This window comes from Agarivorans sp. QJM3NY_30, from assembly GCF_050870855.2.
Taxonomy (GTDB): domain Bacteria; phylum Pseudomonadota; class Gammaproteobacteria; order Enterobacterales; family Celerinatantimonadaceae; genus Agarivorans.
In genome coordinates this window covers 3,580,749-3,603,697 of record NZ_CP194038.2, presented here as the reverse complement: position 1 = coordinate 3,603,697, position 22,949 = coordinate 3,580,749, and the positions used below count along the sequence as shown (strand labels likewise).

Genomic DNA, 22,949 nt, shown 5'->3' with positions numbered 1-22,949 from the left:
GACTTTTATGATGGTACTGATTACTTACGATGTAAGCTTGCAAGATGATGGCGGGCAACGCCGTTTACGTCATTTGGCGAAAACCTGTTTAGATTACGGTGTGCGGGTGCAGTACTCGGTTTTTGAGTGTGAGATTACCTACGCACAATGGTTAAGTTTTAAGGCGAAGTTGCTTAATATTTATGATGAAGAAGTCGATAGCCTGAGATTCTATAAGCTTGGCAAGGGCTGGCGAAGCAAGGTTGAGCACCATGGTGCAAAGCCTGCACTAGACATATTCAAAGATAGTTTGATTATTTGAACGCTAACCCCCAGTGCTCTTTAAAAACACGGTAGTTTAGCGCTTTTTTAGCGCATTGAATAATAAAGGTTTAATCGAGATAGTGACCGTTGCAGCGTGAGAACTCGGGTTCTTAATGACTAGGCTAGCGAATCATGGCTTCTCAGGTTAAGCTACACCTGTCGTTTAATCACGGCAGTCGCCCCTCACGCAGGGGCGTGGATTGAAACAAAGTGGTGTTATTAATGATTTTATTTCACCGTTGTCGCCCCTCACGCAGGGGCGTGGATTGAAACCTGACATGGAGGGCCACCAATGACCCCAGCAAAGTCGCCCCTCACGCAGGGGCGTGGATTGAAACCCAATCTCTACGCTAACGCAATCACAATAAAAGTCGCCCCTCACGCAGGGGCGTGGATTGAAACATCAATAACAAATAACGTCCCTACTCCCTCAGGCGTCGCCCCTCACGCAGGGGCGTGGATTGAAACATCAAACCAACCGCGCTTTAAATGCTCACGTAAAGTCGCCCCTCACGCAGGGGCGTGGATTGAAACCTGGTCTTTGCTGCTGTTCTGCTATCAATTTAACTGTCGCCCCTCACGCAGGGGCGTGGATTGAAACATGGTAACTTTTACCTGCCACTATACCCCCCGTGTCGCCCCTCACGCAGGGGCGTGGATTGAAACTAGGAGCCAATCGAGTATTTTGGCTTCGTTTACGTCGCCCCTCACGCAGGGGCGTGGATTGAAACCAGTTTTTGCGCGTTGGTTTCTTTTGTAGCTGTCGTCGCCCCTCACGCAGGGGCGTGGATTGAAACTGGTGTTTCCATTATTTGTATTGCTCCTTATTCATGTCGCCCCTCACGCAGGGGCGTGGATTGAAACAGTGCATCACGGTGATTTATCGCAATCTGGCTCGTCGCCCCTCACGCAGGGGCGTGGATTGAAACTGTTATTTTACTGGTATCACCAAGCGCCTTGTTGAGTCGCCCCTCACGCAGGGGCGTGGATTGAAACCATGCTTTTACGGCAATCCCTGAAAAAGAACTAGGGTCGCCCCTCACGCAGGGGCGTGGATTGAAACATTGACCGAGTAAGGCGTGCTTTCCCAGTGGCTAGTCGCCCCTCACGCAGGGGCGTGGATTGAAACTCGGTTGAGTGATCACGCTTAAGTACGGCGATAGGTCGCCCCTCACGCAGGGGCGTGGATTGAAACACAAATTGATAATGTTTCGTCTGACGGTCTTATAGCGTCGCCCCTCACGCAGGGGCGTGGATTGAAACTTACTTATTCTCATGCATCCCCCTTGGTTTTGATGTCGCCCCTCACGCAGGGGCGTGGATTGAAACATGAGTGATTTTAAGTACATAAAAACAGCTTACGGTCGCCCCTCACGCAGGGGCGTGGATTGAAACGATAGGCTTGCGCTTTGCGCTTCAAATGCTCAAGTCGCCCCTCACGCAGGGGCGTGGATTTACATACTTTGTATTGCTAAGGCGAATTACAGGTACAAAAAAAGACGCCCTAAGACGTCTTTCTTTGTGGTATTGGTGGAGCTGGCGGGTTTCGAACCCGCGTCCAAAACCATTCTAACCAATGGCGCTACATGCTTAGTTTGTCTTTATTCTCGTTAGCAAGCTGCGAACAAACACGCCACTTACTCACATACCAGAATTCTATTTCGCGGTTCGGCTCTCTAGTCAAAGCGTCCCTCGCTATCTTGTTTGGGTTTGAACTTCTATGATTCCCCGTCTTACAAGCGGAAGCTAGGGTAGAAGTGCTCTAGCAGGTTATTAAGCTGCTAGTGCGTAGTTTTCGTCGTTTGCGACTATTTTTTTGCGGCTTTTTACGTGGCAAACCGCCCCACGACATGCTCCACAAGCCTTCCTGATCCTGTCGAATCCAATTCAGCCCCGGAATTTCTAGAACATTCTAACACAAGCCTGATATAAACCGATAGCGGCTTGGGTTTAAATGCTGTTTATTTGTCCAGTTGAGTGTTTATCTAAAGCTGTGTTTCATCACTCGGTCTTTGGTGCGTTGCCATTCGCGATCTTTCTCGTCTTCGCGTTTGTCTTGATCTTTCTTACCTTTGGCTAAGCCTATCTCTAGTTTGGCCCAAGAGGCTTTCCAGTAGAGCGCCGTGGCAACAATGGTATAACCTTGGCGTTCAACCGCGCCAATCAGTTTATCTAACTCGCGTCGGTTTAGCAGCAGTTTGCGGATCCGGGTTGGGTCGGCAACCACGTGAGTGGAAGCCGATAATAAGGGTTGAACATTTAAACCGGAAACAAAGGCTTCACCGTCGCGAACATATACGTAGCTCTCGGCGATGTTAACCTTACCGGTTCTCATTGATTTAACTTCCCAGCCTTGAAGTTCAATACCCGCTTCGAATTTATCTTCGATACGGTACTCATGGCGCGCTCTTTTATTCAGCGCGATGGTATTTGAACCGGCTTTTGATTTTGATTTATTCTTACTCATAGGCCGCTATTATACGCATGCAGCGAGGGTTTAAAACTGATATTGTGCGGTTTAGCCGTGCGAATGCTAAAATGTTGCCAGATTTGAAGAAAGAGTGGGTTATGCCGCAAGTAAACCGTAGTGCCTTGGTGATGTTTAGCGCCAAGCAAATGTACCAATTAGTGAATGATGTTGACGCTTATCCCGAGTTTTTACCGGGGTGCGTGAGTAGTGAAATTATTGAGCAGGGCCCACTGAGCATGGTGGCTCAGGTTGGGGTGGCCAAGGCTGGTATTAAAAACAGCTTTGTGACGGAAAATACTTTAACTGAAGATCAATCGATTCAGATGAATTTGGTGAATGGGCCGTTTAAGTCCTTAACTGGAGTATGGCATTTTGTCGCTTTAGATGAGCAAGCCTGTAAGGTGATGCTGGATTTGAACTTTGAATTTAGCAACAAGTTGATTGCAGCGGCCTTTGGCCGAGTCTTTCAAGAATTGGCCGGCTCGATGGTGCAGGCTTTTGTCGACCGAGCAAAACAGGTGTATTAGTGGTGAGCGAAAAAATTAATATTGAAGTGGTATATGGCTTACCAGAGCGTCAAGTATTACTGGCACTGAGTGTTGCACAAGGCTGCGATATTTTGGCCGCCATTAAGCAGTCGGGTATTGTGGATCACTTTCCAGAGATTGAGCCTGAGTCGGCTTCGGTTGGCATTTTTAGTCGAGCGGCTAAACTGGATCAAACTTTGCGTGATGGCGATAGAATTGAAATCTATCGTCCCTTAATTGCCGATCCTAAAGAGCTTCGTAAAATTAGAGCTGAACGCGCAAAGGCTGCGGGGAGGGCAGATAAAACCACCGGTGGCAGGCCCAAGCAACGCGCTGAAGCTTAAACCAAAAAGCCAGATCGATGATCTGGCTTTTTTATATGCTTGGGGGCAGTTAGCTGGTTTCGTCTTCGAGAGGCACCATAAAGTCTTTACTAATTTGGTAGTCACCTTCAACCAGCGCTAGGTGGTTATTCACAAACTCAACCACCAAATTTCTTCGTTCGAGTGAGCCATTACCACTTTTGTAACTGTATAGGTAGTACCAACGTTCTTGGTCGAAAGCATCTACTAACATCGGTGAACCCAATACAAATTGAACCTGCTCCTTGGTCATGTTGACGCGGAGCTGTTCTACTTTGGCATCGTCGATGTAGTTACCCTGTGGGATATCAACCTTATATACCATCCAATCGAAGGCTGAACAGGCGCTAAGTCCGAGGCTGGCAAGTAGAATAAAAATTTTAGCTGTGAAACGCATTGTTAATCGAAGCTCCTTGTTAAGGAAGGCATCATAACCAAGCCCCGCCCGAAAAAGAAGCGTCTACTACGAAGAATTTAGTCTTCAACCAACAATTCTTGCGCATTTGCCAGTGCAGAAGGGGTAATTGCATCGCCGGCGAGCAGGCGAGCCAATTCTTCGAGACGTTGTTGGCCGTTTAAAGTGAGCATGTTGGTGATGGTTTCATTTTTCTTCTGTTGCTTACTCACTAACATCTGTTGATGACCATGTCCCGCTACCTGTGGTAAGTGGGTCACACACAATACTTGGCACTGTTGCCCAAGTTTTCGTAGCATGCCGCCCACCACTGCGGCGGTTGGTCCACTAATGCCTACGTCAACTTCATCGAAGATCAGGGTTGGGGTTAAAATACTGGCTGAGCAAATCACTTGAATGGCCAAACCAATACGGGAGAGTTCTCCGCCAGAGGCCACTTTATCAATACTTTGCATCGGCTGACCAGGGTTGGTGGTTACCCGCAACTCGACGCGATCTACGCCATTTGAATTGGTGAACTGGCTGGCATCACTTTGTAGTGCAAATTCACATTGGGCTTTCGCCATACTGAGTTTATGGATTTCTTTGGTGATTAATTTACTGAGGCTACTGGCGGCACGTTCGCGACTTTTCGATAGTTTATTGGCCTTACTTAGATAAATCTGCCATGCCTGCTCAATGTCTTCCGTAAGATGCTCGAAGCGCTGGCTTTGTTGACTCAGCTGCTCTAACTGTTGCTGTAAATTCAAATGTAGTGCTGGCAGTTGTTCGGCGTTGGTATGGTGTTTTCTGGCCAACTCAAGGGCTTGGCTGAGTCGCAGTTCTAACTCGGCAAATAACTCTGGGTCGTAGTCTAGCTGCTCGCTGTAATGGCCTAACTGTTGGCCGGCTTCTTCAATCTGAATCTGTGCATCGTGTAACAGATTGTTGATGTTTTCGAGTTTGGGATCGAGCGCGAGAAGCTGGCTGGTAGTTCTACAGGCTTGGCCTAGCATGTCTAGTACATTAACTTGCTCATCTAAGGCTAGGAGCTGGCTAAGCTGAAAACTACTTTGTTGCAGCTCGGTGCTGTGAGAAAGACGCTGATGTTGTTGTTCTATGGTTTGGTATTCCCCTTCAGCCAGAGAAAACTCGTCTAATTCTTTAACCTGATATTCAAGCAGTTGTTGTTGGGCCAGCAGTTCTTTTTGTTGCTGTTGGGCAAGTTCTTGCTCGTTACAGAGGCCTTTCCAATGCTGGTAAGCTTGTTTCACTTCACTCAGCAATTGCGGATGAGCGGCATACTGATCGACAATCGCCAGTTGTTGGCTGGGTTTAAGCAATAGCTGATGCGCATGTTGCCCATGAATGCTAACGAGGTATTGCCCTAGTTGTTTGAGTTGTGCCAAGGGTACCGCAGTACCATTGATATAGGCTTTAGAGCGACCTTCTTTGGTGACTACTCGGCGTAATATGCAATCATCGTCGCTTAACAGCTCATTTTGCTGCAGCCATAGCCGCGCGGCTTGGTTCTGGCTGATCTCAAATTGCGCACTGACTTCTGCCTTACTGGCACCCTGGCGCACCATGCTCGCTTCCGCTCGGTTACCTAAACACAAGCCTAAGGCATCGATTGCAATTGATTTACCGGCACCAGTTTCACCAGTGATGGTGGTCATGCCTCGGCTTAAATCGAGCTCTAAGAACCGAACAATTGCAAAGTTTTGTACGCTGAGTTGAGTGAGCATTCCTATACCTGTTTATCCATACAGTTGCTGTATAAATATATAGCGGTATTTTTGTGCATGCAAGTGCAAATCGTAAAAAGCTGGTTTACTGGTGCTAAGGATGAGGCAAGGGATATTTTTATACGCTTATGTCGCCGCCCATAAGAGAGAGGATTATTCTGGAGCTAGGTCACTCATTCAATTGATTTAATTATATAAAGTAGCAAATGGCCGATGATTTGGTGGTTACTGGAGGTATTGTATGCAGGTAGCATTGTTAGCTGCTTATTGCCGATATAAGTAGCACAATTCACTACTGGTTAACTTCTGGTCATTGGTTATTCTGTTATCTAGAATTCATATTTTTGTCACAATGGGTGGTTTTTTGGGCCGTTGTTTTGTCAGGTAAGCGCTTGTTTTAAGGCGGCCTGGCTGGCTTTAGCTTGATTTTTATTCATTTTTTAGTTGCTTGCAGCTTCACATTTGTGTCATAAAAGTAGTGCATGTTTATCAAATAGTTGTTGTATCGCTGCTGTATTAGTCGGTAGCCCAATTAACCTTAGAAATACATGGAAGATATTATGTTGAATAAACGTTTTGCAATAAGCAGCTTGTTACTTGGTATGGGAGCCATGGCAAGTGTGCAAGCCAGTGCCGAAACACTTCGTCTACTAACTTGGGGCGGTTATGCGCCTCAAGAGGTGATCGATTTGTTTCAAAAAGAAACTGGTATTGAAGTAAAAGTTACCAAATCAAACAACGAAGATATGATTTCTAAGTTACGCGCAACAGGCGGCTCTGGTTTCGATTTGGCGCAACCTAGTCAAGACCGTATCACTGGTGTGCAACTACAGTTTGGTATTTATCAGCCCATCGATTTAGCCCGAATTGACCAGAAACAAATTATTAGTTCAATGCTCGATGCGACCAAGAAAAATACTGCCGTGGGCGATAAAGTATTTGGTGTTCCGCATGTTTGGGGAACCAGCGGTTTGGTGGTGAACGGTAACATGGCCAAAGATGTAGCTGACTATACCGATTTATGTCAAAGCAAGTATCAGGGCAAAATTTCTTATCGTTTGAAACGTCCTACTTTAATTGCTTTTGCTTTTGCTCTTGGCGAAGATCCTTTTGCGGCTTACGCCGATCCTGCCAAATACCAACAGATCTTGGATAAGGTTGAAGCGAAGCTTGTGGAATGTAAGCCCATCGTGAAAACTTACTGGTCTGGTGGTGATGAGTTGATGAACCTGATGCGTGCCAACGAAGTGGTTGCCGCGATGGCTTGGGATGCAGGCGGTTGGAAGTTAAACCGAGATCAAGCCAATATTCAGTTTGTTGCACCAAAGTCTGGCGCGCTAGGTTGGATTGATACTTTTGCGATTCCACGCAAGTCAAAAGCCGTCGACGCCGCTTATCAATGGATCAATTTTGTGATGCGTCCAGAAATCGCAGCAAAAATTACCGAGTCTGCGGGTAACTTCACCGCCTCGAAAGGCTCCGATGCCTATGTGAACGAAGTGGCTAAAGCACAGTTTAATGCCAGTTTTAGTAGCGATGATATTGATAATATTAAATGGTATCCCGCAGTACCTGCTGGCTTAGAAGCCATGGAAGGCAAGGTGCTGGATCGCGTGCACGCGGCACAATAAGCACTTATCAATGGGCCGTAAGGCCCTTCTTTTTTTACCTTTGGATGTACTTGTACTATGGCGGGAAACGCTAAATTTGATCTTGAATGTGAACACCTCTCTAAACACTTTTCTGATTTTACCGCAGTAGACGGTTTAAATTTTAATGTTGAAGCTGGGTCTTTCTTTTCTATTTTAGGGCCTTCGGGCTGTGGTAAAACCACCTTGCTAAGGATGCTCGCTGGTTTTGAATTCCCCAGTGAGGGCGAGATCCGTATCCATCAAAAGCGAGTCAATGAGCTGGCGCCCAATAAGCGTCCGGTGAATATGGTGTTTCAGCATTTGGCCTTATTTCCCAACATGAATGTGGCTGAGAACATCGCTTATGGTTTAAAGCGTCGTGGTGTGAAAGCGGCTGAGCGAAGCGAAAAAATTAAAGATGTACTCAGCCGAGTGGGTTTAGACGGTAGCCAACAGAAGCAAATTGCCCAGTTGTCGGGTGGCCAAAAACAACGGATTGCGATCGCCCGTAGTCTGGTCTTAGAGCCGCGTTTATTATTACTTGATGAGCCGCTAGGTGCTTTAGATCTAAAACTTAGAGAGAAGATGAAGGTTGAGCTTAAACACTTACAACGTGAGTTTGGTACCACCTTTATTTACATTACGCATGATCAGTCTGAAGCCTTGGTGATGTCGGATAAAGTAGCGGTGATGAACCGTGGCCGCTTCGAGCAGGTGGCAAGTCCGCAGCAACTTTATTATCAACCGCAGTCAGCCTTTGTGGCTAAGTTTGTTGGACAAACCAATCAACTATCGGCTGTGGTGGTCGAGCAACGGCAAGCGGTGGCGCTATTGAAGACCGCCCGAGGGCGACACTTGATCGTTGAAACCGATGTGCAGCAGCGTCCGCAAACCACCGTAAATGTATTTGTTCGGCCAGAGGCGATTGGTATCGCCAAGGTGGGTGAAGATGTGAAAGCGGATAATCAGTTTGATGTGAAGGTTGAGGAGTGTCTGTTTGATGGCGCCAGCTCGACCTTAATGGTGAGAGACCAGCATCATGATGAGCTTTATCGGGTTTCCCCTGGCGCTGACTTTGCTTTGCAAAATATTGTGGTCGGTAGCCCATTACGTATTTATTGGAATGCATCTCAAGCGCGCTGTATCACGAAAGAGGTGAACGGTGAAAGCTAAAACTCTGGGCTTTTATTTATTAATCTTGCCTTTTCTGCTGTGGTTTGTGCTGTTGATTGTATTGCCACATTTGCAAATGTTAGAGCTATCTTTAATCAAGCGTGATTATAGTGTGGGTGACAGTGTTGGCCTTTATCAGTATCAGCAGTTCTTTTCTGAACCCTTGTATTGGCACACCTTGTTACGCACCGTGTGGATGTCGTTATTGGCCACCTTTATTACCTTAGTGATTAGTTTTCCAGTTGCATTTTTTATCGCAAAAGTGGCTAAGGGACGTAGCAAGCGCTTGTTATTGCTGAGTTGTTTATTGCCATTTTGGGTGAGTGAGTTAGTGCGAACTTATGGCTGGATGATCCTGTTGCGCGAATCTGGAGTGATTAGCCAAGGCTTAATGGCTCTGGGTTTAACCGAGCAGCCAATCGAGTTTTTATACAATGATGTGAGTATGTTGATTGGTTTGGTTTATACCTCCATGCTGTTTATGGTGGTGCCTTTGGTGAGTACGCTGGAAGGCTTAGATCAAAGCTTGATTGAAGCCGGTTATGATTTAGGTGGAAACGGCTGGAACGTGACTCAATCGATCGTGATCCCTTATGCCATGCCAGGCATCGTCTCTGGATGCATTATGGTGTTTATGCTGTGTTTAGGGAATTACTTAACGCCGCGCTTATTGGGCGGAAAAGATAGCCTCTGGTTTACCGAGCAAATTTTCACCCAGTTTATTACTCGTTTTAACTGGGAGTTAGGGGCTGCTTTTGGGGTGGTGTTATTGGTGGTTTCTTCTGCGGTGGTCGCCTTGGGGCTGAAACTGAGTGGCCAATCATTCAGTAAGACGCTGGGGCGTTAAAGGACTTTAGTATGTTGCATCAGTTACGCGGGCCAGCCAACACGGTTTACCGTTTCTATATGGTTGGATTTTTGGTTTTTTTGGCTTTGCCTTTGAGCATTGTTGGTTTATTTGCTTTTAACGATAGCTTGTATGCGTCTTTGCCTTGGCAGGGATTCACCCTCGATTGGTTTATCGGTCAGCAGCAACCCAAACTGGGGATATTTTACGATCAGCCTTTGCTGTCTAGTATTGGCGTAAGCGCCATGATCGCCTGTTTGGTTACGGTTTTTTCGTTATTGCTATCTACGGCCAATGCTTGGCTATTTGTACGTTTCGATTTTCCGGGTAAAAACTGGTTATATATTGGTTTGTTATTGCCCTTGGTCATCCCTGGAGTCATTTTGGGGGTTGCAATATTGGTGGCCAGTAGCCGGCTGGCCAATGGTTTGGAAGAGTATTTTTTATGGGAATGGGAGTGGTTGCGACCGGGATTTAGTTTAGTGGTTATTGGCCAGGTGGCTTTTATTACGACGATTTCAACGCTGATTATTTTGGCGCGTTTACGTAAGTTTGATTTTAGTTTTGAGGAAGCTGCACTCAATTTGGGCGCCAGTCGTTGGGTTGCTTTTTTTACTGTGGTACTGCCTTTTTTAAGCCCTGCATTAGTGGGTGCCGCAGTGGTTAGTTTTTTGATGTCATTTGAAAACTTTAATACCACTTTGATGTTAGTGGGATCGGATGCGCCACTGACCATTGCGATGTACGACCGTTTAAGAGAAGGCTCAACACCGGTACTGAATGCAGTGTCGTTGTTACTGATGCTTAGCTCAGCGGTAGTGGCTTTGCTCTCGATGTTATTGAGTCATGGCAAGTCTGAAGATTAGTACTCAGGCTGAACTATAATACACAGAGTCTGGACTATTTCTCGCCTTGGGTTTTAACGGGTTTATTTTGATGATTGCTCTGCCGAGGCTTTGCTTTTGCTTGAGGCTTTGCTGTTGAGTTTACTCGTTAGCTGTTGGCTTAATTGTCAGCGTTCAGGCTGAGCTTTTCATGCACAGCTAAGAGCTGCTTGATTGGCTTATTTTTCGCGCAACTAAGCGGATTATTGTTATTGCTTATCGCAATTGTTGTTCAGCTCATGTTATAAGTTGAGTTGGATCACATTTTTAAAGGGGCTATTGTGGGCACGACTCCGGCACACTCAAAAGGGTTTATTGTTCTGTTGGCATTAATGATGTCGTTGGTTGCCTTGGCTGTCGATGCCATGTTGCCAGCCTTAGTGACAATTGCCGAAGACTTCAATCTCAGCCCTGCAACTCAAGTGCAGTGGACCATTACCGGGTTATTTGTTGGCTTGTCTATTGGCCAATTAATTTATGGCCCTTGGTCGGATGCGGTGGGCCGTAAGCGCCCTATTTATTTAGGCTTTGGTTTGTTTATCTTGGGGAGTATTTTGTGCATTGTGGCCGATTCATTTGTTTGGTTCATCGCTGGACGGGTGCTACAAGGCATGGGGGCTGCGGCACCAAGGGTGATCACCATGGCTTTGGTGAGGGATCAGCTTAAAGGCGCGGCGATGGCGCGCGTGATGTCGGTGGTATTTTCGGTATTTATTGTGGTTCCTATTATTGCGCCGGCACTTGGTCAGTTAGTGATGAGCATTGCTCATTGGCGTTGGATTTTTGGCGTCTTGCTACTGATGGCGGTTGTGACGGCTCTATGGTTCGGCTTTTTTCAAGAAGAAACTTTAGTGCCAGAAAAGCGTCGACCGCTGACGATTAATAGTTTTGTGGATAGTTTAAAAGTACTGATGAATGAGCGAGCTGCTTTGGCCTATACCTTTGTCTCTGGCTTGATATTTGGGGCATTTATGGGGTACTTGAACAGTGCGCCACTGCTATTTATTCAACTCTACCATCAGGGTAGTAATTTTGCTTTACTGTTTGCGTTGGCCGCTGGCTCGATTGGGGTCGCATCGCTGGTGAATGGTCGTTGGGTGATCCGTATTGGGATGCGTAAAATGATCCACATTGCGTTGTGGTGCCTACTGAGTTTAAGTGTTTTGTTTGTTGGTGTACTCATCAGTACCAATGGCGTCCCGTCGCTCTTTTTATTGATGGTTTATATGATGCCGGCATTCTTTTGTATTGGTATTTTATTTGGTAATTTGAATTCTTTGGCGATGGAGCCTTTAGGGGCTATCGCGGGGATGGGCTCAGCTTTTGTTGCTTTTATATCAACTCTGGTGGGGATCCCAATCGGCAGTTTAATCGGTTTTAGCTTTAATTTTACCTGTTACCCGATTGTACTTGGTTTTTTATTGGTGGCCTTGGTTAGCTTAATTGTAATTCGGTTGTTTGATCATCCGCAGAAAGCCGAAGTCGCTTAGTTTTATTGCGATAGTTTTATTACCATTAGCACTTAAGGATAAAGCCTTGCTTTGCCTTTATATGTCGAGCGCTAGATGCTTGAAAATGTTATCTAGCGCGACTTTCCCTTCGAACTTGATGCCAACGGCGAGATGATTTAAACCATCTCGGCTTTGGCTTTTTACGCTCCCTTCGATCACCACATTATTGTCCATTTGAGTGGGGAAGCGGATATAAACAAAGATGTTTTCTAATAAAAATGGACCGTAACTTTCTGGCCATTCCAGTTTGAAGCGGCAGCCTCCAGCGGACAGATCCAAAATAATCCCTTCAAAATTTAAATCATGTTCTACTTGTTGGTCGCTCACCGAGGAGCGGTGGCTAATTGTGGCTGGGAGGCGAATCGCTACCCGCTGTTGCTTACGTAGGCTGAAATGTTCTATTTCGTTGGGGTATTTTACAAAAATTAGGTGCTTGGGGGATTTGATGATGTCGGTAATTACACTGCGAAAGGCAATACATTGGCCCGCTTCTCCTTCTATAATGGAGCGTACAATGCAGTCCATGCCTTCGACGAGTACATCATTGTGACCCTGTTGCGCATAGCGAGGAATGGCAAACATTAGAAAGTTAGTATCATCGAGACCAAGCAATTTACACTTGATACGCACATTCCCTTGTTTGACAAACTGTACGTCTAAAATGTCGCTAAACTTGAGGTGGCGCATTATCTCAACCACTTGTTGGCGATTCTTAACAATTGGCGTGGCGGTATTTGTCAAATTCTCAAATCCTTTGTAGCTGCTGCTGTTGTTATTAGAAAAGTCGGCTTCCCCAGCCCAATTTAGTTTGCAAAATCTTAAAATAGTCGTAGTTGGTTGGGTGAACTAAGCGCAGCGGATTAGCTTGTTTGCGAATAATGACTTCATCGCCTGGCAACACTGGCAAAGAGATATGGCTGTCACAGCTGATATGCATGTGTTCACTGTTGTCATGTGACAATTTTAATTTTACTTCACTTTCACTGTTCACCACGATGGGGCGTGAACTTAAGGTGTGAGGAAACATCGGAACTAAAGCAATGGCATCTAAATTTGGGGTTAAAATTGGTCCGCCAGCGGAGAGTGAATAGGCGGTTGATCCAGTGGGAGTGGTAACAATAATTCCGTCAGCACGTTGACTTAAGATAAAGTGTTGGTCGATGTAAACTTCAAACTCAAGCATGGTGGCAACTTTGTCGAGGTGTAATACCACTTCATTGACCGCGCTATTACTGCTTTTTACCGTGTTATGTCTAAGCACTTGTGCTTCTAATAGGAAACGTTTCTCGGTAACAAATTGACCATTCAGTACCTGTTGTAAGGGTTGTTCGAAGTTATCTGGATCTAAATCGGTTAGAAAACCAAGGTTGCCACGATTCACGCCAATCACCGCAATGTCGTAGTCGGCCAATACTCGAGCTGCGCCTAACATATTGCCGTCGCCGCCTACCACGATTGCTAGGTCGGCCTGTTCTCCTAAATTGGTAATACTGACTAAAGGTAAGTCACTAATTGCCAGTTGGGCACCGGTAATTTCTTCTACCAGTACTGTAAAAGATTGCTTTTTTAACCACTGATAGAGTGCGGTTAGGGTGTTATTGGCTCCCTCGTGGTGAGGTTTTCCGATCAAACCAATAGTGTTGAAAGATTGAGTCATAACTTGTTGATTTAACGTTGTGTTACTGACGATTATAACGCGGGTAAATCAAACTCAGCTAGTTTTATCGTGACTATCACTTGAAACAACGGCTTTGATCCCCATAATATGCATCAGATTAGTGTTATTTGTGAAGAATTACGGAGACCCTGCATGAGCAGTGAGCAAAACAAACCACAGACTGAAGACGTGCCGCTAGAAAATGATAACGAACAAGTCGTTGATGCCGTTGAGGCAGAACTTGTCGAGCCAGAAAGCGCAGAAGAAAATGAGTCGGCGGCTGAAGAAATTAGTATTGCAGAGTTATTGGAGCGTTTAGCGACAGCAGAGCAGACCGTTGCCGATCAAAAAGACAGCGTTGTGCGAGCCAAAGCCGAAGTAGATAATATTCGTCGTCGTTCCGCTCAGGAAGTGGATAAGGCGCGTAAATTTGCTTTGGAAAAGTTTGCCAATGAATTACTGCCAGTTATCGATAATATGGAGATGGCCCTGCAACATGCCAATCATGAGGATGATGCGCTTGCTGCAATGATTGAGGGGGTTGAATTAACCCTGAAAGCTTTATTGGATGCAGTGAAGAAATTCGGAATCGAAGTAATTTCTCCACAGGATCATACCTTTGATCCTGCGAAACATCAGGCAATGGGCATGCAAGAGGTTGAAGGTGTCGCACCCAATACTGTGGTTGCGGTATTGCAAAAAGGCTATGAGCTAAATGGTCGCTTGTTACGCCCCGCGATGGTGATGATCTCCAAAGCTGCATCGGTCGATACCAACGCCTAAGCTGGATTTGTTGATGATTGATGAAAGGGACCGAGTATGGTCCCTTTTTTGTGGGCCTTATTGGGTCAGAAAGTTATCTTCATTTTGTACCAATCTAACTCATTATCCGTTGATTCTTGCTGGCCTAAATCAGCGCTAACTGCCTGATGCATCTTGTAATTGGAGCCACTGCTTACTGCACTTTATGGCTGGTTGTCGATAGATTTATTCTGCGCAATAAGTTGAGTATATAATTAATCAGATTGGTATTACCTGCTGCCACGACTTATCTTGAGCCGCATTTTCGATGTTTTTTTGACCTGATCGGGTAAGCTATGCCATGGTTAATAACTAAATAGAAATTGTTCGTATTGTTGGTCGTAGGCGTAGGGCTTCGCTAGATGGAACAGCTTGAGATTTTTGATATCCCCAATCCTTGTCGTGGTATTTGCCAGACCAATAGTCGTGGTTTGTGTTTGGGGTGCTTTCGTAGTCGTCAAGAGCGATTTGCTTGGCAAACTTTGGATAGTTCCCAGCAACAAAACATTTTGCGGTTAAGTAAACAACGTCGGCAGCGTTATATTCGAAAACAACGTCAATTACTTGCTGAGCAGGCAAAACAACAAAGTGGCACCGGTCAAACTGAGTTTCCTTTTTAATTGTGCTTAAACAGTAGCGGTGAACTGCTGCATCGGGCAATATAATGGCCAATATTAACGAGGTAAGTGTAATTGAGGTGTTAATGAATAGTTTAGATCTGCTAATAAACAATAATCGTAGTTGGGCAAAAGATATAAAAGAGCAGAATCCCTCCTTTTTTACCGACCTATCCGAACAACAATCACCTGAATTTTTATGGATTGGCTGCAGCGATAGTCGGGTTCCGGCCAATCAGTTAGCGCGATTACCGCCAGGGGAAGTTTTTGTTCATCGTAATATTGCCAACGTGGTTGTGCACACCGATTTAAACTGTCTCTCGGTGATTCAATATGCGGTTGATGTATTGAAGGTGAAGCATATTATTGTCACCGGCCATTATGGTTGTGGTGGCGTATTGGCTTCGATGGAAGATGAACAGAAAGGCTTGATCGATAATTGGTTACGTCACATCAAAGATGTTTACCGTTTTCACCAAGCAGAATTGGATGCAATTGAAGATAAAACCAAACGTGGCGATCGACTATGTGAACTAAACGTGATTGAGCAAGTAAAGAATGTTTGCCAAACCACCATCGTGCAAAATGCTTGGGAGAAGGGCCAACTCTTGGCGGTACACGGCTGTATTTATTCGATTCAAAATGGCATTTTAAATAATTTAAATATCACTCAAAGTGGCTTGGAGCAAAGCTAAGTTTTGCGGCATAAAAAATGCGGTCATTGGACCGCATTTTTTATTGGTTCGGCTTTAGGCTTTTTCTATGTCGCGCGGCATATCATTTGCTAATTCGTGAGGCAGGCGCACCTCTTCTTCTGATAAACCCGCGAGAGGGTTGTTGTAGGTCTCTAAGTTTAAGTCCCCCTCAGACTTAGCAACTGCAACGGTTACCATGCTATCTCCGGTAATATTCACTGCGGTTCTAACCATGTCTAATAAGCGGTCAACGCCAATAATTAAGGCGATCCCTTCTACCGGCAGTCCCACTTGCTGTAACACCATGGCGAGAGTAATCAGGCCGACGCCGGGGACTCCTGCAGTACCTACCGAAGCTAAGGTTGCGGTCACAATCACCAGCATGAAATCACCAGCACTTAAATCGATACTGTAAACTGTTGCGATAAAGATGGTTGCCACGCCCTGCATAATAGAGGTGCCATCCATGTTAATCGTTGCACCTAAAGGAATGGTGAAGGAAGCGGTTGAGTTACGTACCCCCAACTTATGGGTTGCGGTTTCCATGGTGACTGGAATAGTCGCATTTGAAGATGCGGTACTAAACGCAAATACAATGGCTTCCCGCATTTTTTTGATAAACAAAAACGGATTTAGACCCGTTAGCACTTTAAGGAGTACTGGATAGATCACCAATGAGTGAAGCAGTAGCACAACTAATACCACCATAAAGTAACTCATGAGGCTAGCAATTGCGCTAAAGCCTATCTCGAAGAACAATTTGGCTAGTAGGGCAAATACGCCATAGGGCGCTAAGTTCATCAGGATCGTGACTAATTTCATAATCACGACATTTAAATCTTCAAAATGGCTCGCAATACGCTTACCTGATTCGCCGGAAATCGCGATAGCGACCCCAAATAACAATGCAAACACAATGATTTGCAACATGTTGCCCTTTGCCATAGAGGCAATTGGATTATTCGGAAACATGTCGATGATCACCTGGCTTAGGCTCGGCGCTTGTTTGGCATGAAAAGCGGCATCGCTTACCATTTCTAGACCTGAACCAGGGCGTACTAATAGAGCCACGCCCATCGCTAAAGAAATGGCGATGGCGGTAGTGGCTAGATAAAGCAGCACCGTTTTGCCACCTAATCGTCCAAGACGCGCGGTGTCTTTCATGGAGGCAACACCACACACCAACGAGACAAAGACCAAGGGAACCACTAACATTTTTAAGCTGGCAACAAATATAGAGCCCGTAATGTTGAGGATCCCATCCACGATATAGCTTTTTACAAAGGTCGATTCAGCAAAAAAAGTTTGCAAGAACACACCAAGCGCGATGCCGGTAATCATCCCAATTAATATTTTATGAGTCAGACTTAATTTAGAGGTATTCATCATTTCTTTTCTCTATTTTTATGCAGGATTTTGGCCTGCATATAGCTTTAAGTTTGGCGCATAGTACCACAGGTTATAAGAAAATCCATTTTAGCTGCTTAATCCTATAGGTTGGTTGGTTTATTTAACTGCCAATGATGTTTGTTGGTGAGTGGAAGTGTGCTGAAAGAAAATAACGAGATAGTAAATTTTGCTTATTTTTTTTGATTTTTCCCTTGAAAAGAAAAATGACGCCCCCAACTTATGATCCAACAAAGAATATTAGTAATAAACAGAATTTGGAGAACACCACCATGGGTCGAATTATTGGTATCGATTTGGGAACCACTAACTCTTGTGTTGCAATTTTAGATGGCGATACCCCTAAAGTTATTGAAAATGCCGAAGGCGATCGTACTACGCCGTCGATTATTGCTTATACAGATGATGGCGAAACCCTTGTTGGTCAGCCAGCCAAACGTCAGGCAGTCACTAACCCTAAAAATACCTTGTTTGCGATTAAACGCTTAATTGGTCGTCGTTTTACTGATGATGAAGTGCAACGTGATATTCAAATTATGCCTTTTAACATTGTTGCCGCTGATAATGGTGACGCGTGGGTAGAAGCGAAAGGTGAGAAGAAAGCGCCGCCACAAATTTCTGCAGAAGTTTTGAAAAAAATGAAAAAAACTGCAGAAGATTACCTAGGTGAAGCCGTAACCGAAGCGGTTATTACGGTTCCTGCATACTTCAACGATTCACAGCGCCAAGCGACTAAAGATGCTGGCCGAATCGCTGGTCTAGACGTTAAACGCATTATTAATGAACCAACGGCTGCTGCATTTGCTTACGGTGTGAATAACTCTAAAGGCGACAATGTTGTTGCGGTATACGATTTAGGTGGTGGTACTTTCGATATCTCTATCATCGAAATTGATGAAGTAGATGGCGAAAAAACCTTCGAAGTATTAGCGACTAATGGTGATACTCACCTTGGTGGTGAAGATTTTGATAACCGTTTGATCAACTACTTAGTTGATGAGTTTAAGAAAGATCAAGGTTTTGACTTGAAGCAAGACCCACTAGCGATGCAACGCTTAAAAGAAGCGGCAGAGAAAGCTAAATGTGAATTGTCTTCAGCACAACAAACTGATGTTAACTTACCATACATCACTGCTGACGCTTCGGGTCCTAAACACCTTAACATCAAAGTGACTCGTTCTAAGTTAGAATCTTTGGTTGAAGAATTAGTACAACGTTCACTAGAGCCACTACGAATTGCTTTGAAAGATGCGGATCTTTCAGTTGGCGATATTAACGATGTTATCTTGGTTGGCGGTCAAACTCGCATGCCAATGGTACAAAAAGCGGTCACTGAGTTCTTTGGTCAAGAACCGCGTAAAGACGTTAACCCTGATGAAGCGGTAGCTATGGGCGCAGCGATTCAAGGTGCGGTATTGTCTGGTGATAAAACCGACGTATTGCTACTTGATGTAACGCCTCTATCTTTGGGTATCGAAACTATGGGCGGCGTGATGACGCGTGTTGTTGAGAAAAACACCACTATCCCAACCAAAGGGTCACAGGTGTTCTCAACTGCAGATGATAATCAAAGCGCAGTAACTGTACACGTGATTCAAGGTGAGCGTAAGCGCGCCGCAGATAACAAATCTCTAGGCCAATTCAACTTAGAAGGTATTCGCCCTGCACAACGTGGTGTACCACAAATTGAAGTGACTTTTGATTTGGATGCCGATGGTATCTTACACGTATCAGCGAAAGATAAAGATACGGCTAAAGAGCAAAAAATCACCATTCAAGCCTCTTCTGGTTTATCCGATGACGAAATCAGTAAAATGGTGAATGATGCAGAAGCTAACGCTGAAGAAGATAAAAAATTCGAAGAGTTAGTTCAGGCTCGTAACCAAGCCGATGCTTTAGTTCACGGTACTCGTAAACAAGTGGAAGAAGCGGGTGAAGCGCTTCCGACTGACGAGAAAGAGAAAATCGAAGCAGCTATTGAAGAGTTAGAGACCGCGCGTAAAGGTGAAGATAAAGCTGCAATTGAAGCGAAAACTCAAGCGCTGATCGAAGCCTCTCAAAAACTTATGGAAGTTGCTCAGCAACAAGCACAAGCGAATGCGGGTGATGCAGATGCTGAACCAACTGCTGAGACTCAAGATGATGTTGTGGACGCCGAATTTGAAGAAGTAAAAGACGATAAGAAGTAATTCTTAAATCTGGATTCAAATGAACTAAATAACGGGCGTTGTGTGAGCAACGCCCGTATCTCTATCATCTATCACAGCCAATACTTGCGGTAGCGAGAAAGTAGAACACCAACTATGTCAAAACGCGATTATTACGAAGTTCTTGGTCTAGGCAAAGATGCCACTGAACGAGACATTAAAAAAGCCTACAAACGTTTGGCGATGAAATTCCACCCTGACCGCACTAAGGGGGATAAAGCTTCTGAAGAAAAATTTAAAGAAGTGAAAGAAGCCTATGAAGTGCTTAGCAATGCCAATAAAAAAGAGGCCTATGATCATTATGGTCATGCGGGGGTTGATCCGAACCGTGGTGCGGGTGGCTTTGGCGGCGGACAAGGTGATTTTGGCGACGCATTTGGTGATATCTTTGGTGATATCTTTGGTGGCGGCCGTGCCGGTGGTGGTGGACGTCGCCAACCGCAACGTGGCTCAGACTTACGTTACAACTTAGAGTTAACCTTAGAACAAGCCGTTAAAGGTATTAAGAAAGAGATTAAGGTGCCAACCTTAGTTCACTGTGAACAGTGTAACGGGAGTGGTGCGAAGAAAGGTTCTCAGCCAAAAACCTGTGGTACTTGTCATGGTCAGGGCCAGGTGCAAATGCGCCAAGGTTTTTTTGCGGTGCAACAAGCCTGTCCAACCTGTAAAGGTAAAGGTTCGATTATTTCTGACCCATGCCATAAGTGTCATGGCGAAGGTCGTTATGAGCGCTCTAAAACTTTGTCGGTTAGTATTCCTGCAGGCGTTGATACAGGTGACCGAGTTCGTTTATCCGGTGAAGGTGAAGCGGGCGAAAATGGTGCCCCAGCGGGTGACTTGTATGTTCAAGTTCATGTGAAAGAACACCCTATTTTCCAACGTGAGCAAAATAACCTCTATTGTGAAGTCCCTATTAGCTTTACCCTAGCGGCTCTCGGTGGAGAAATAGAGGTTCCAACTTTAGACGGTCGTGTGAGCTTAAAAGTGCCGAACGAAACGCAAAGCGGACGGATGTTCAGAATGCGTGGTAAAGGTGTGAAGTCGGTTCGTGGTGGTCCAATTGGAGACTTGATCTGTAAGGTGATAGTTGAGACGCCAGTGAAGCTTAATGAGACTCAAAAACAATTGCTTCGAGATCTTGAAGATAGCTGTGGAGGCTCTGCCAGCAGTAAACATAAGCCTAAGGCTGAAGGCTTTTTTGATGGGGTAAAAAAGTTCTTTGATGACCTCACTAGCTAACGAGTTATAGATGAATAAGCGGCGATAGCCGCTTTTTTTATGTCTTCATTTTAGGGCTCGGAATTCTTAAATCGAATACTCAGGCGATATTGGTCTATGTTATGATTTTGGCAAAGGGTGCTTTGTGTGGCGAGGGCGGCGACCAGAGAATACTTATTATAGCGAGTCGAGGACACGACTTGTGGTTGATGGTAGAGTCCCTCCTTTTGTTCGTGACCAGAGCAATGGCTTTAGTGCCTTGGTCTTATCGTTGGCTCAAATGGTGGACTAGACTGAGGATATTGATATCTGGGTGGCTTGCTGCACTGTCAAATATGGAATTATTTCATGAATAAATCGCTTAAATTGGGGCTGTTAACCAGCTCATTGTTAGTTTTACTTAGCTGCTCTTCCTCGCCAACAGGGCGAAAGCGGGTATTACTTTATGATGACTCGGAAATGAGTTCATTGGGAGCCCAATCTTTTGATGAGATCAAAAAACAAGAGAAAATCTTTCACGATCCTGCGACCAATGCCTATGTGAGTTGCGTGGCGAATGCCGTGACCGCTGAGATCCCAGGTGACTATGGTCAACAACAATGGGAAGTTGTGGTTTTCGATTCAGAACAAGTGAACGCTTTCGCTTTACCTGGAGGGCATATTGGTGTTTACACGGGCTTAATTGAGCTTGCTGAAACACCGGATCAATTGGCGACAGTGATCGGCCATGAAATTTCTCACGTTTTAGCTGAACATAGTAATGAGCGCTTATCTCGCGGACAAATTGTTGGTGTTGGAACTGCGGTGGCTGCGGTGGCTATTGGGGTGAGTGACAGCATCGATAATAAAGGCTTGGCGATGGCGGCTCTTGGCTTAGGCGTACAATATGGGGTGATGTTGCCCTATGGCCGAACTCAAGAGAGCGAAGCCGATTTGATGGGTTTAGATTTAATGGCGAGCGCTGGTTTTGACCCAAAGGCTAGCGTGACTTTGTGGCAGAATATGGCAAAAGCTGGCGGAGCTTCGGTTCCTGAATTTCTTTCTACTCATCCCTCAAATACGACCCGAATTGGTGATTTAGAAACTCGGCTCCCGCGGGCGGAACAATTGACTAAGCAAGCTCTTGCGCAAGGGAAAAATCCGCAGTGCGTTCGGCCTGCTAAGCCTAGCTGAACGAATGAAAATCCAGTTAGCACAGGCTGCCGATGCTGCCGCTATTTGTTTGGTGCAGCGACGAAGTTGGCAACACGTTTATGACCATCAGTTGATAGAAAATATGTTGCAGGCTTTACCGGTCTCATTACATCAACGGTTGTGGATGCAGCGTATAGCCTCAACAGATTGTAGTACATGGACAGTGAATACCCCCCTTGTTTCAGGTTTGTTGATGTTAGAGCAAGTGGATCAGGAGCTCGAACTTGCTGCCCTGTATCTGGACCCCGATGCGATTGGTCAGGGTTGGGGAAGGCTGTTGTTCGAGCATGCCTGCCGTGAAGTAAAATCTAAAGCACTATATTGTTGGGTGATGGAAGACAACCACCATGCGCAAGGGTTTTACCAACACCTTGGTTTTGAATTTAGTGATGAGCGACGAGAATTTAATTTTTGTGGTAGTCATTTTATTCAAAAAAAGGCGCAATTAGTCCGCTAATCGCGGTTTTTATAGTAACTTTATGTTAACCTTTGTGGTTTTTAGCAAGTAGATTTAAGAGAGCAAATGAGCGATAAATATCAAGGCGCTGCTGCGCAAGCAAGTTATGGCTACGGCCTACAAATTGGTGAGCAAATTGGGCGTGCCGCATTCGATGGTTTAGAAGTAAACGCAATGCTAGATGGGATCCGTGACGTCATGCAAGGTGCGGAGCCGCAAGTTGAAGAGGCTTTAATTGCCGCAGCATTCCAAGAAATAACCAAAGAAATCGAAGCCAAGAAAGCCGAGCAACATAAAGATGCAATGGCAGAAGGCGAAAATTTCTTAATGGAAAATGGCCAACGCCCAGAAATCAATAAAACCGAAACAGGCCTTCAATATGAAGTCTTGGTTGAAGGTGATGGTGAAACGCCGAGCGCAAGCAGTAAGGTACAAGTTCATTATGAAGGTACTTTAATTTCTGGTGAAGTGTTCGACAGCTCGGTAAAACGAGGCCAGCCTGCAGAGTTTCCTGTGAATGGTGTTATTAAAGGTTGGACTGAAGCCCTACAGCGCATGAAAGTGGGTGATAAGTGGAAGCTATATATCCCGCAAGAACTTGCCTATGGCTCTCAAGGTGCTGGCGCAGCCATCCCTCCGTTTGCAGCTTTGGTATTTGAAGTTGAGTTATTAGCCATTCTTGGTTAATCGCCCCTTCTGTTGATAAATCGGCTTTATAGCCGGTTTTTTTGTGCCTGCGATCCCGGCGCAATAGGAATGGCTTGCGTGGCATCCTGCGATGTTTGGTATTTGCTTGACCCACTGTTTATATCAATCTAACTCATTATCAGTTGATTCTTATTGGAC

General features: G+C 45.3%; 22 protein-coding genes, 1 other RNA gene and 1 CRISPR repeat array. Of the genes, 16 read left to right on the top strand and 7 right to left on the bottom strand.

What is annotated here, in order from left to right; genetic code table 11:
• The first annotated feature begins 7 nt into the window (after positions 1 to 7).
• The gene (cas2, locus tag ACRRSX_RS16410) at positions 8 to 301 is read left to right on the top strand and encodes a CRISPR-associated endonuclease Cas2 (protein WP_432452144.1); all 294 of its coding nucleotides are present in this window, start codon (positions 8 to 10) and stop codon (positions 299 to 301) included.
• 177 nt (positions 302 to 478) lie between these two features.
• Positions 479 to 1,763: direct repeats of the CRISPR family, unit length 32 nt; unit sequence GTCGCCCCTCACGCAGGGGCGTGGATTGAAAC.
• A gap of 68 nt (positions 1,764 to 1,831) precedes the next feature.
• Here cas2 and ssrA read toward each other — a convergent pair.
• Together ssrA and smpB are read right to left on the bottom strand one after the other, a co-directional pair.
• Positions 1,832 to 2,198: a transfer-messenger RNA gene (gene ssrA, locus ACRRSX_RS16405) on the bottom strand.
• An 86-nt stretch (positions 2,199 to 2,284) separates the two neighbouring features.
• Positions 2,285 to 2,770, bottom strand: coding sequence for an SsrA-binding protein SmpB (gene smpB / locus ACRRSX_RS16400; protein ID WP_432452145.1), 486 nt, complete (start codon positions 2,768 to 2,770; stop codon positions 2,285 to 2,287).
• Between the two features lie 101 nt (positions 2,771 to 2,871).
• Between smpB and ACRRSX_RS16395 the strand changes: the two genes are divergently transcribed.
• Together ACRRSX_RS16395 and ACRRSX_RS16390 are read left to right on the top strand one after the other, a co-directional pair.
• Positions 2,872 to 3,300: an SRPBCC family protein gene (locus ACRRSX_RS16395; RefSeq protein ID WP_432452146.1), complete on the top strand. Its 429-nt coding sequence runs from the start codon at positions 2,872 to 2,874 to the stop codon at positions 3,298 to 3,300.
• Between the two features lie 2 nt (positions 3,301 to 3,302).
• On the top strand, positions 3,303 to 3,644 hold the full coding sequence (locus ACRRSX_RS16390) for an RnfH family protein (RefSeq protein WP_432452147.1): 342 nt from the start codon (positions 3,303 to 3,305) through the stop codon (positions 3,642 to 3,644).
• A 49-nt stretch (positions 3,645 to 3,693) separates the two neighbouring features.
• Here the strand turns inward: ACRRSX_RS16390 and ACRRSX_RS16385 are convergent, their stop codons facing one another.
• Positions 3,694 to 4,059 (bottom strand): outer membrane protein assembly factor BamE, encoded by a 366-nt coding sequence (locus ACRRSX_RS16385; protein ID WP_432452148.1) that lies wholly within the window; start codon positions 4,057 to 4,059, stop codon positions 3,694 to 3,696.
• A gap of 77 nt (positions 4,060 to 4,136) precedes the next feature.
• Entirely contained in the window at positions 4,137 to 5,804 is a 1,668-nt protein-coding gene (recN, locus tag ACRRSX_RS16380; RefSeq protein ID WP_432452149.1) for a DNA repair protein RecN, read from the bottom strand.
• Between the two features lie 560 nt (positions 5,805 to 6,364).
• Between recN and ACRRSX_RS16375 the strand changes: the two genes are divergently transcribed.
• From ACRRSX_RS16375 to ACRRSX_RS16355, 5 genes are all read left to right on the top strand, one after another.
• A complete protein-coding gene (locus ACRRSX_RS16375) occupies positions 6,365 to 7,435 on the top strand; it encodes an extracellular solute-binding protein (RefSeq protein WP_432452150.1) in 1,071 nt (356 codons plus the stop codon).
• A gap of 57 nt (positions 7,436 to 7,492) precedes the next feature.
• Positions 7,493 to 8,608, top strand: coding sequence for an ABC transporter ATP-binding protein (locus tag ACRRSX_RS16370; protein WP_432452151.1), 1,116 nt, complete (start codon positions 7,493 to 7,495; stop codon positions 8,606 to 8,608).
• On the top strand, positions 8,598 to 9,455 hold the full coding sequence (locus ACRRSX_RS16365; RefSeq protein ID WP_432452152.1) for an ABC transporter permease: 858 nt from the start codon (positions 8,598 to 8,600) through the stop codon (positions 9,453 to 9,455). The genes ACRRSX_RS16370 and ACRRSX_RS16365 overlap by 11 nt, the downstream gene beginning before the upstream one ends.
• Before the next feature lie 11 nt (positions 9,456 to 9,466).
• Complete coding sequence (locus ACRRSX_RS16360) at positions 9,467 to 10,321, top strand: ABC transporter permease (protein WP_432452153.1); 855 nt, start codon at positions 9,467 to 9,469, stop codon at positions 10,319 to 10,321.
• Between the two features lie 299 nt (positions 10,322 to 10,620).
• Positions 10,621 to 11,829, top strand: coding sequence for a multidrug effflux MFS transporter (locus ACRRSX_RS16355; protein ID WP_432452154.1), 1,209 nt, complete (start codon positions 10,621 to 10,623; stop codon positions 11,827 to 11,829).
• Between the two features lie 57 nt (positions 11,830 to 11,886).
• Here the strand turns inward: ACRRSX_RS16355 and ACRRSX_RS16350 are convergent, their stop codons facing one another.
• Both ACRRSX_RS16350 and nadK read right to left on the bottom strand, forming a co-directional pair.
• Complete coding sequence (locus ACRRSX_RS16350; RefSeq protein ID WP_432452155.1) at positions 11,887 to 12,591, bottom strand: flagellar brake domain-containing protein; 705 nt, start codon at positions 12,589 to 12,591, stop codon at positions 11,887 to 11,889.
• 34 nt (positions 12,592 to 12,625) lie between these two features.
• Complete coding sequence (gene nadK, locus ACRRSX_RS16345) at positions 12,626 to 13,507, bottom strand: NAD(+) kinase (protein ID WP_432452156.1); 882 nt, start codon at positions 13,505 to 13,507, stop codon at positions 12,626 to 12,628.
• A 153-nt stretch (positions 13,508 to 13,660) separates the two neighbouring features.
• Here nadK and grpE point away from each other — a divergent pair, with 153 nt between their 5' ends.
• The 3 genes from grpE to can all read left to right on the top strand — a co-directional run bounded on the left by grpE (position 13,661) and on the right by can (position 15,620).
• Entirely contained in the window at positions 13,661 to 14,290 is a 630-nt protein-coding gene (gene grpE, locus ACRRSX_RS16340; RefSeq protein ID WP_432452157.1) for a nucleotide exchange factor GrpE, read from the top strand.
• Positions 14,291 to 14,670: 380 nt separating this feature from the next.
• Positions 14,671 to 14,928 (top strand): DUF1289 domain-containing protein, encoded by a 258-nt coding sequence (locus ACRRSX_RS16335; protein ID WP_432452158.1) that lies wholly within the window; start codon positions 14,671 to 14,673, stop codon positions 14,926 to 14,928.
• A gap of 83 nt (positions 14,929 to 15,011) precedes the next feature.
• A complete protein-coding gene (can, locus tag ACRRSX_RS16330) occupies positions 15,012 to 15,620 on the top strand; it encodes a carbonate dehydratase (RefSeq protein ID WP_432452159.1) in 609 nt (202 codons plus the stop codon).
• Between the two features lie 54 nt (positions 15,621 to 15,674).
• Here the strand turns inward: can and ACRRSX_RS16325 are convergent, their stop codons facing one another.
• Entirely contained in the window at positions 15,675 to 17,009 is a 1,335-nt protein-coding gene (locus ACRRSX_RS16325) for a dicarboxylate/amino acid:cation symporter (RefSeq protein WP_432452160.1), read from the bottom strand.
• Positions 17,010 to 17,299: 290 nt separating this feature from the next.
• On the opposite strand from ACRRSX_RS16325, the gene dnaK reads away from it, so the two are divergent.
• The 5 genes from dnaK to ACRRSX_RS16300 all read left to right on the top strand — a co-directional run bounded on the left by dnaK (position 17,300) and on the right by ACRRSX_RS16300 (position 22,790).
• The gene (gene dnaK / locus ACRRSX_RS16320) at positions 17,300 to 19,216 is read left to right on the top strand and encodes a molecular chaperone DnaK (RefSeq protein ID WP_432452161.1); all 1,917 of its coding nucleotides are present in this window, start codon (positions 17,300 to 17,302) and stop codon (positions 19,214 to 19,216) included.
• 114 nt (positions 19,217 to 19,330) lie between these two features.
• Positions 19,331 to 20,473: a molecular chaperone DnaJ gene (gene dnaJ / locus ACRRSX_RS16315; RefSeq protein WP_432452162.1), complete on the top strand. Its 1,143-nt coding sequence runs from the start codon at positions 19,331 to 19,333 to the stop codon at positions 20,471 to 20,473.
• Positions 20,474 to 20,800: 327 nt separating this feature from the next.
• Complete coding sequence (locus ACRRSX_RS16310) at positions 20,801 to 21,625, top strand: M48 family metallopeptidase (RefSeq protein WP_432452163.1); 825 nt, start codon at positions 20,801 to 20,803, stop codon at positions 21,623 to 21,625.
• Positions 21,626 to 21,629: 4 nt separating this feature from the next.
• A complete protein-coding gene (locus ACRRSX_RS16305; RefSeq protein ID WP_432452164.1) occupies positions 21,630 to 22,103 on the top strand; it encodes a GNAT family N-acetyltransferase in 474 nt (157 codons plus the stop codon).
• A gap of 66 nt (positions 22,104 to 22,169) precedes the next feature.
• Positions 22,170 to 22,790 (top strand): FKBP-type peptidyl-prolyl cis-trans isomerase, encoded by a 621-nt coding sequence (locus ACRRSX_RS16300; protein ID WP_432452165.1) that lies wholly within the window; start codon positions 22,170 to 22,172, stop codon positions 22,788 to 22,790.
• The last annotated feature ends 159 nt before the right edge of the window (positions 22,791 to 22,949 follow it).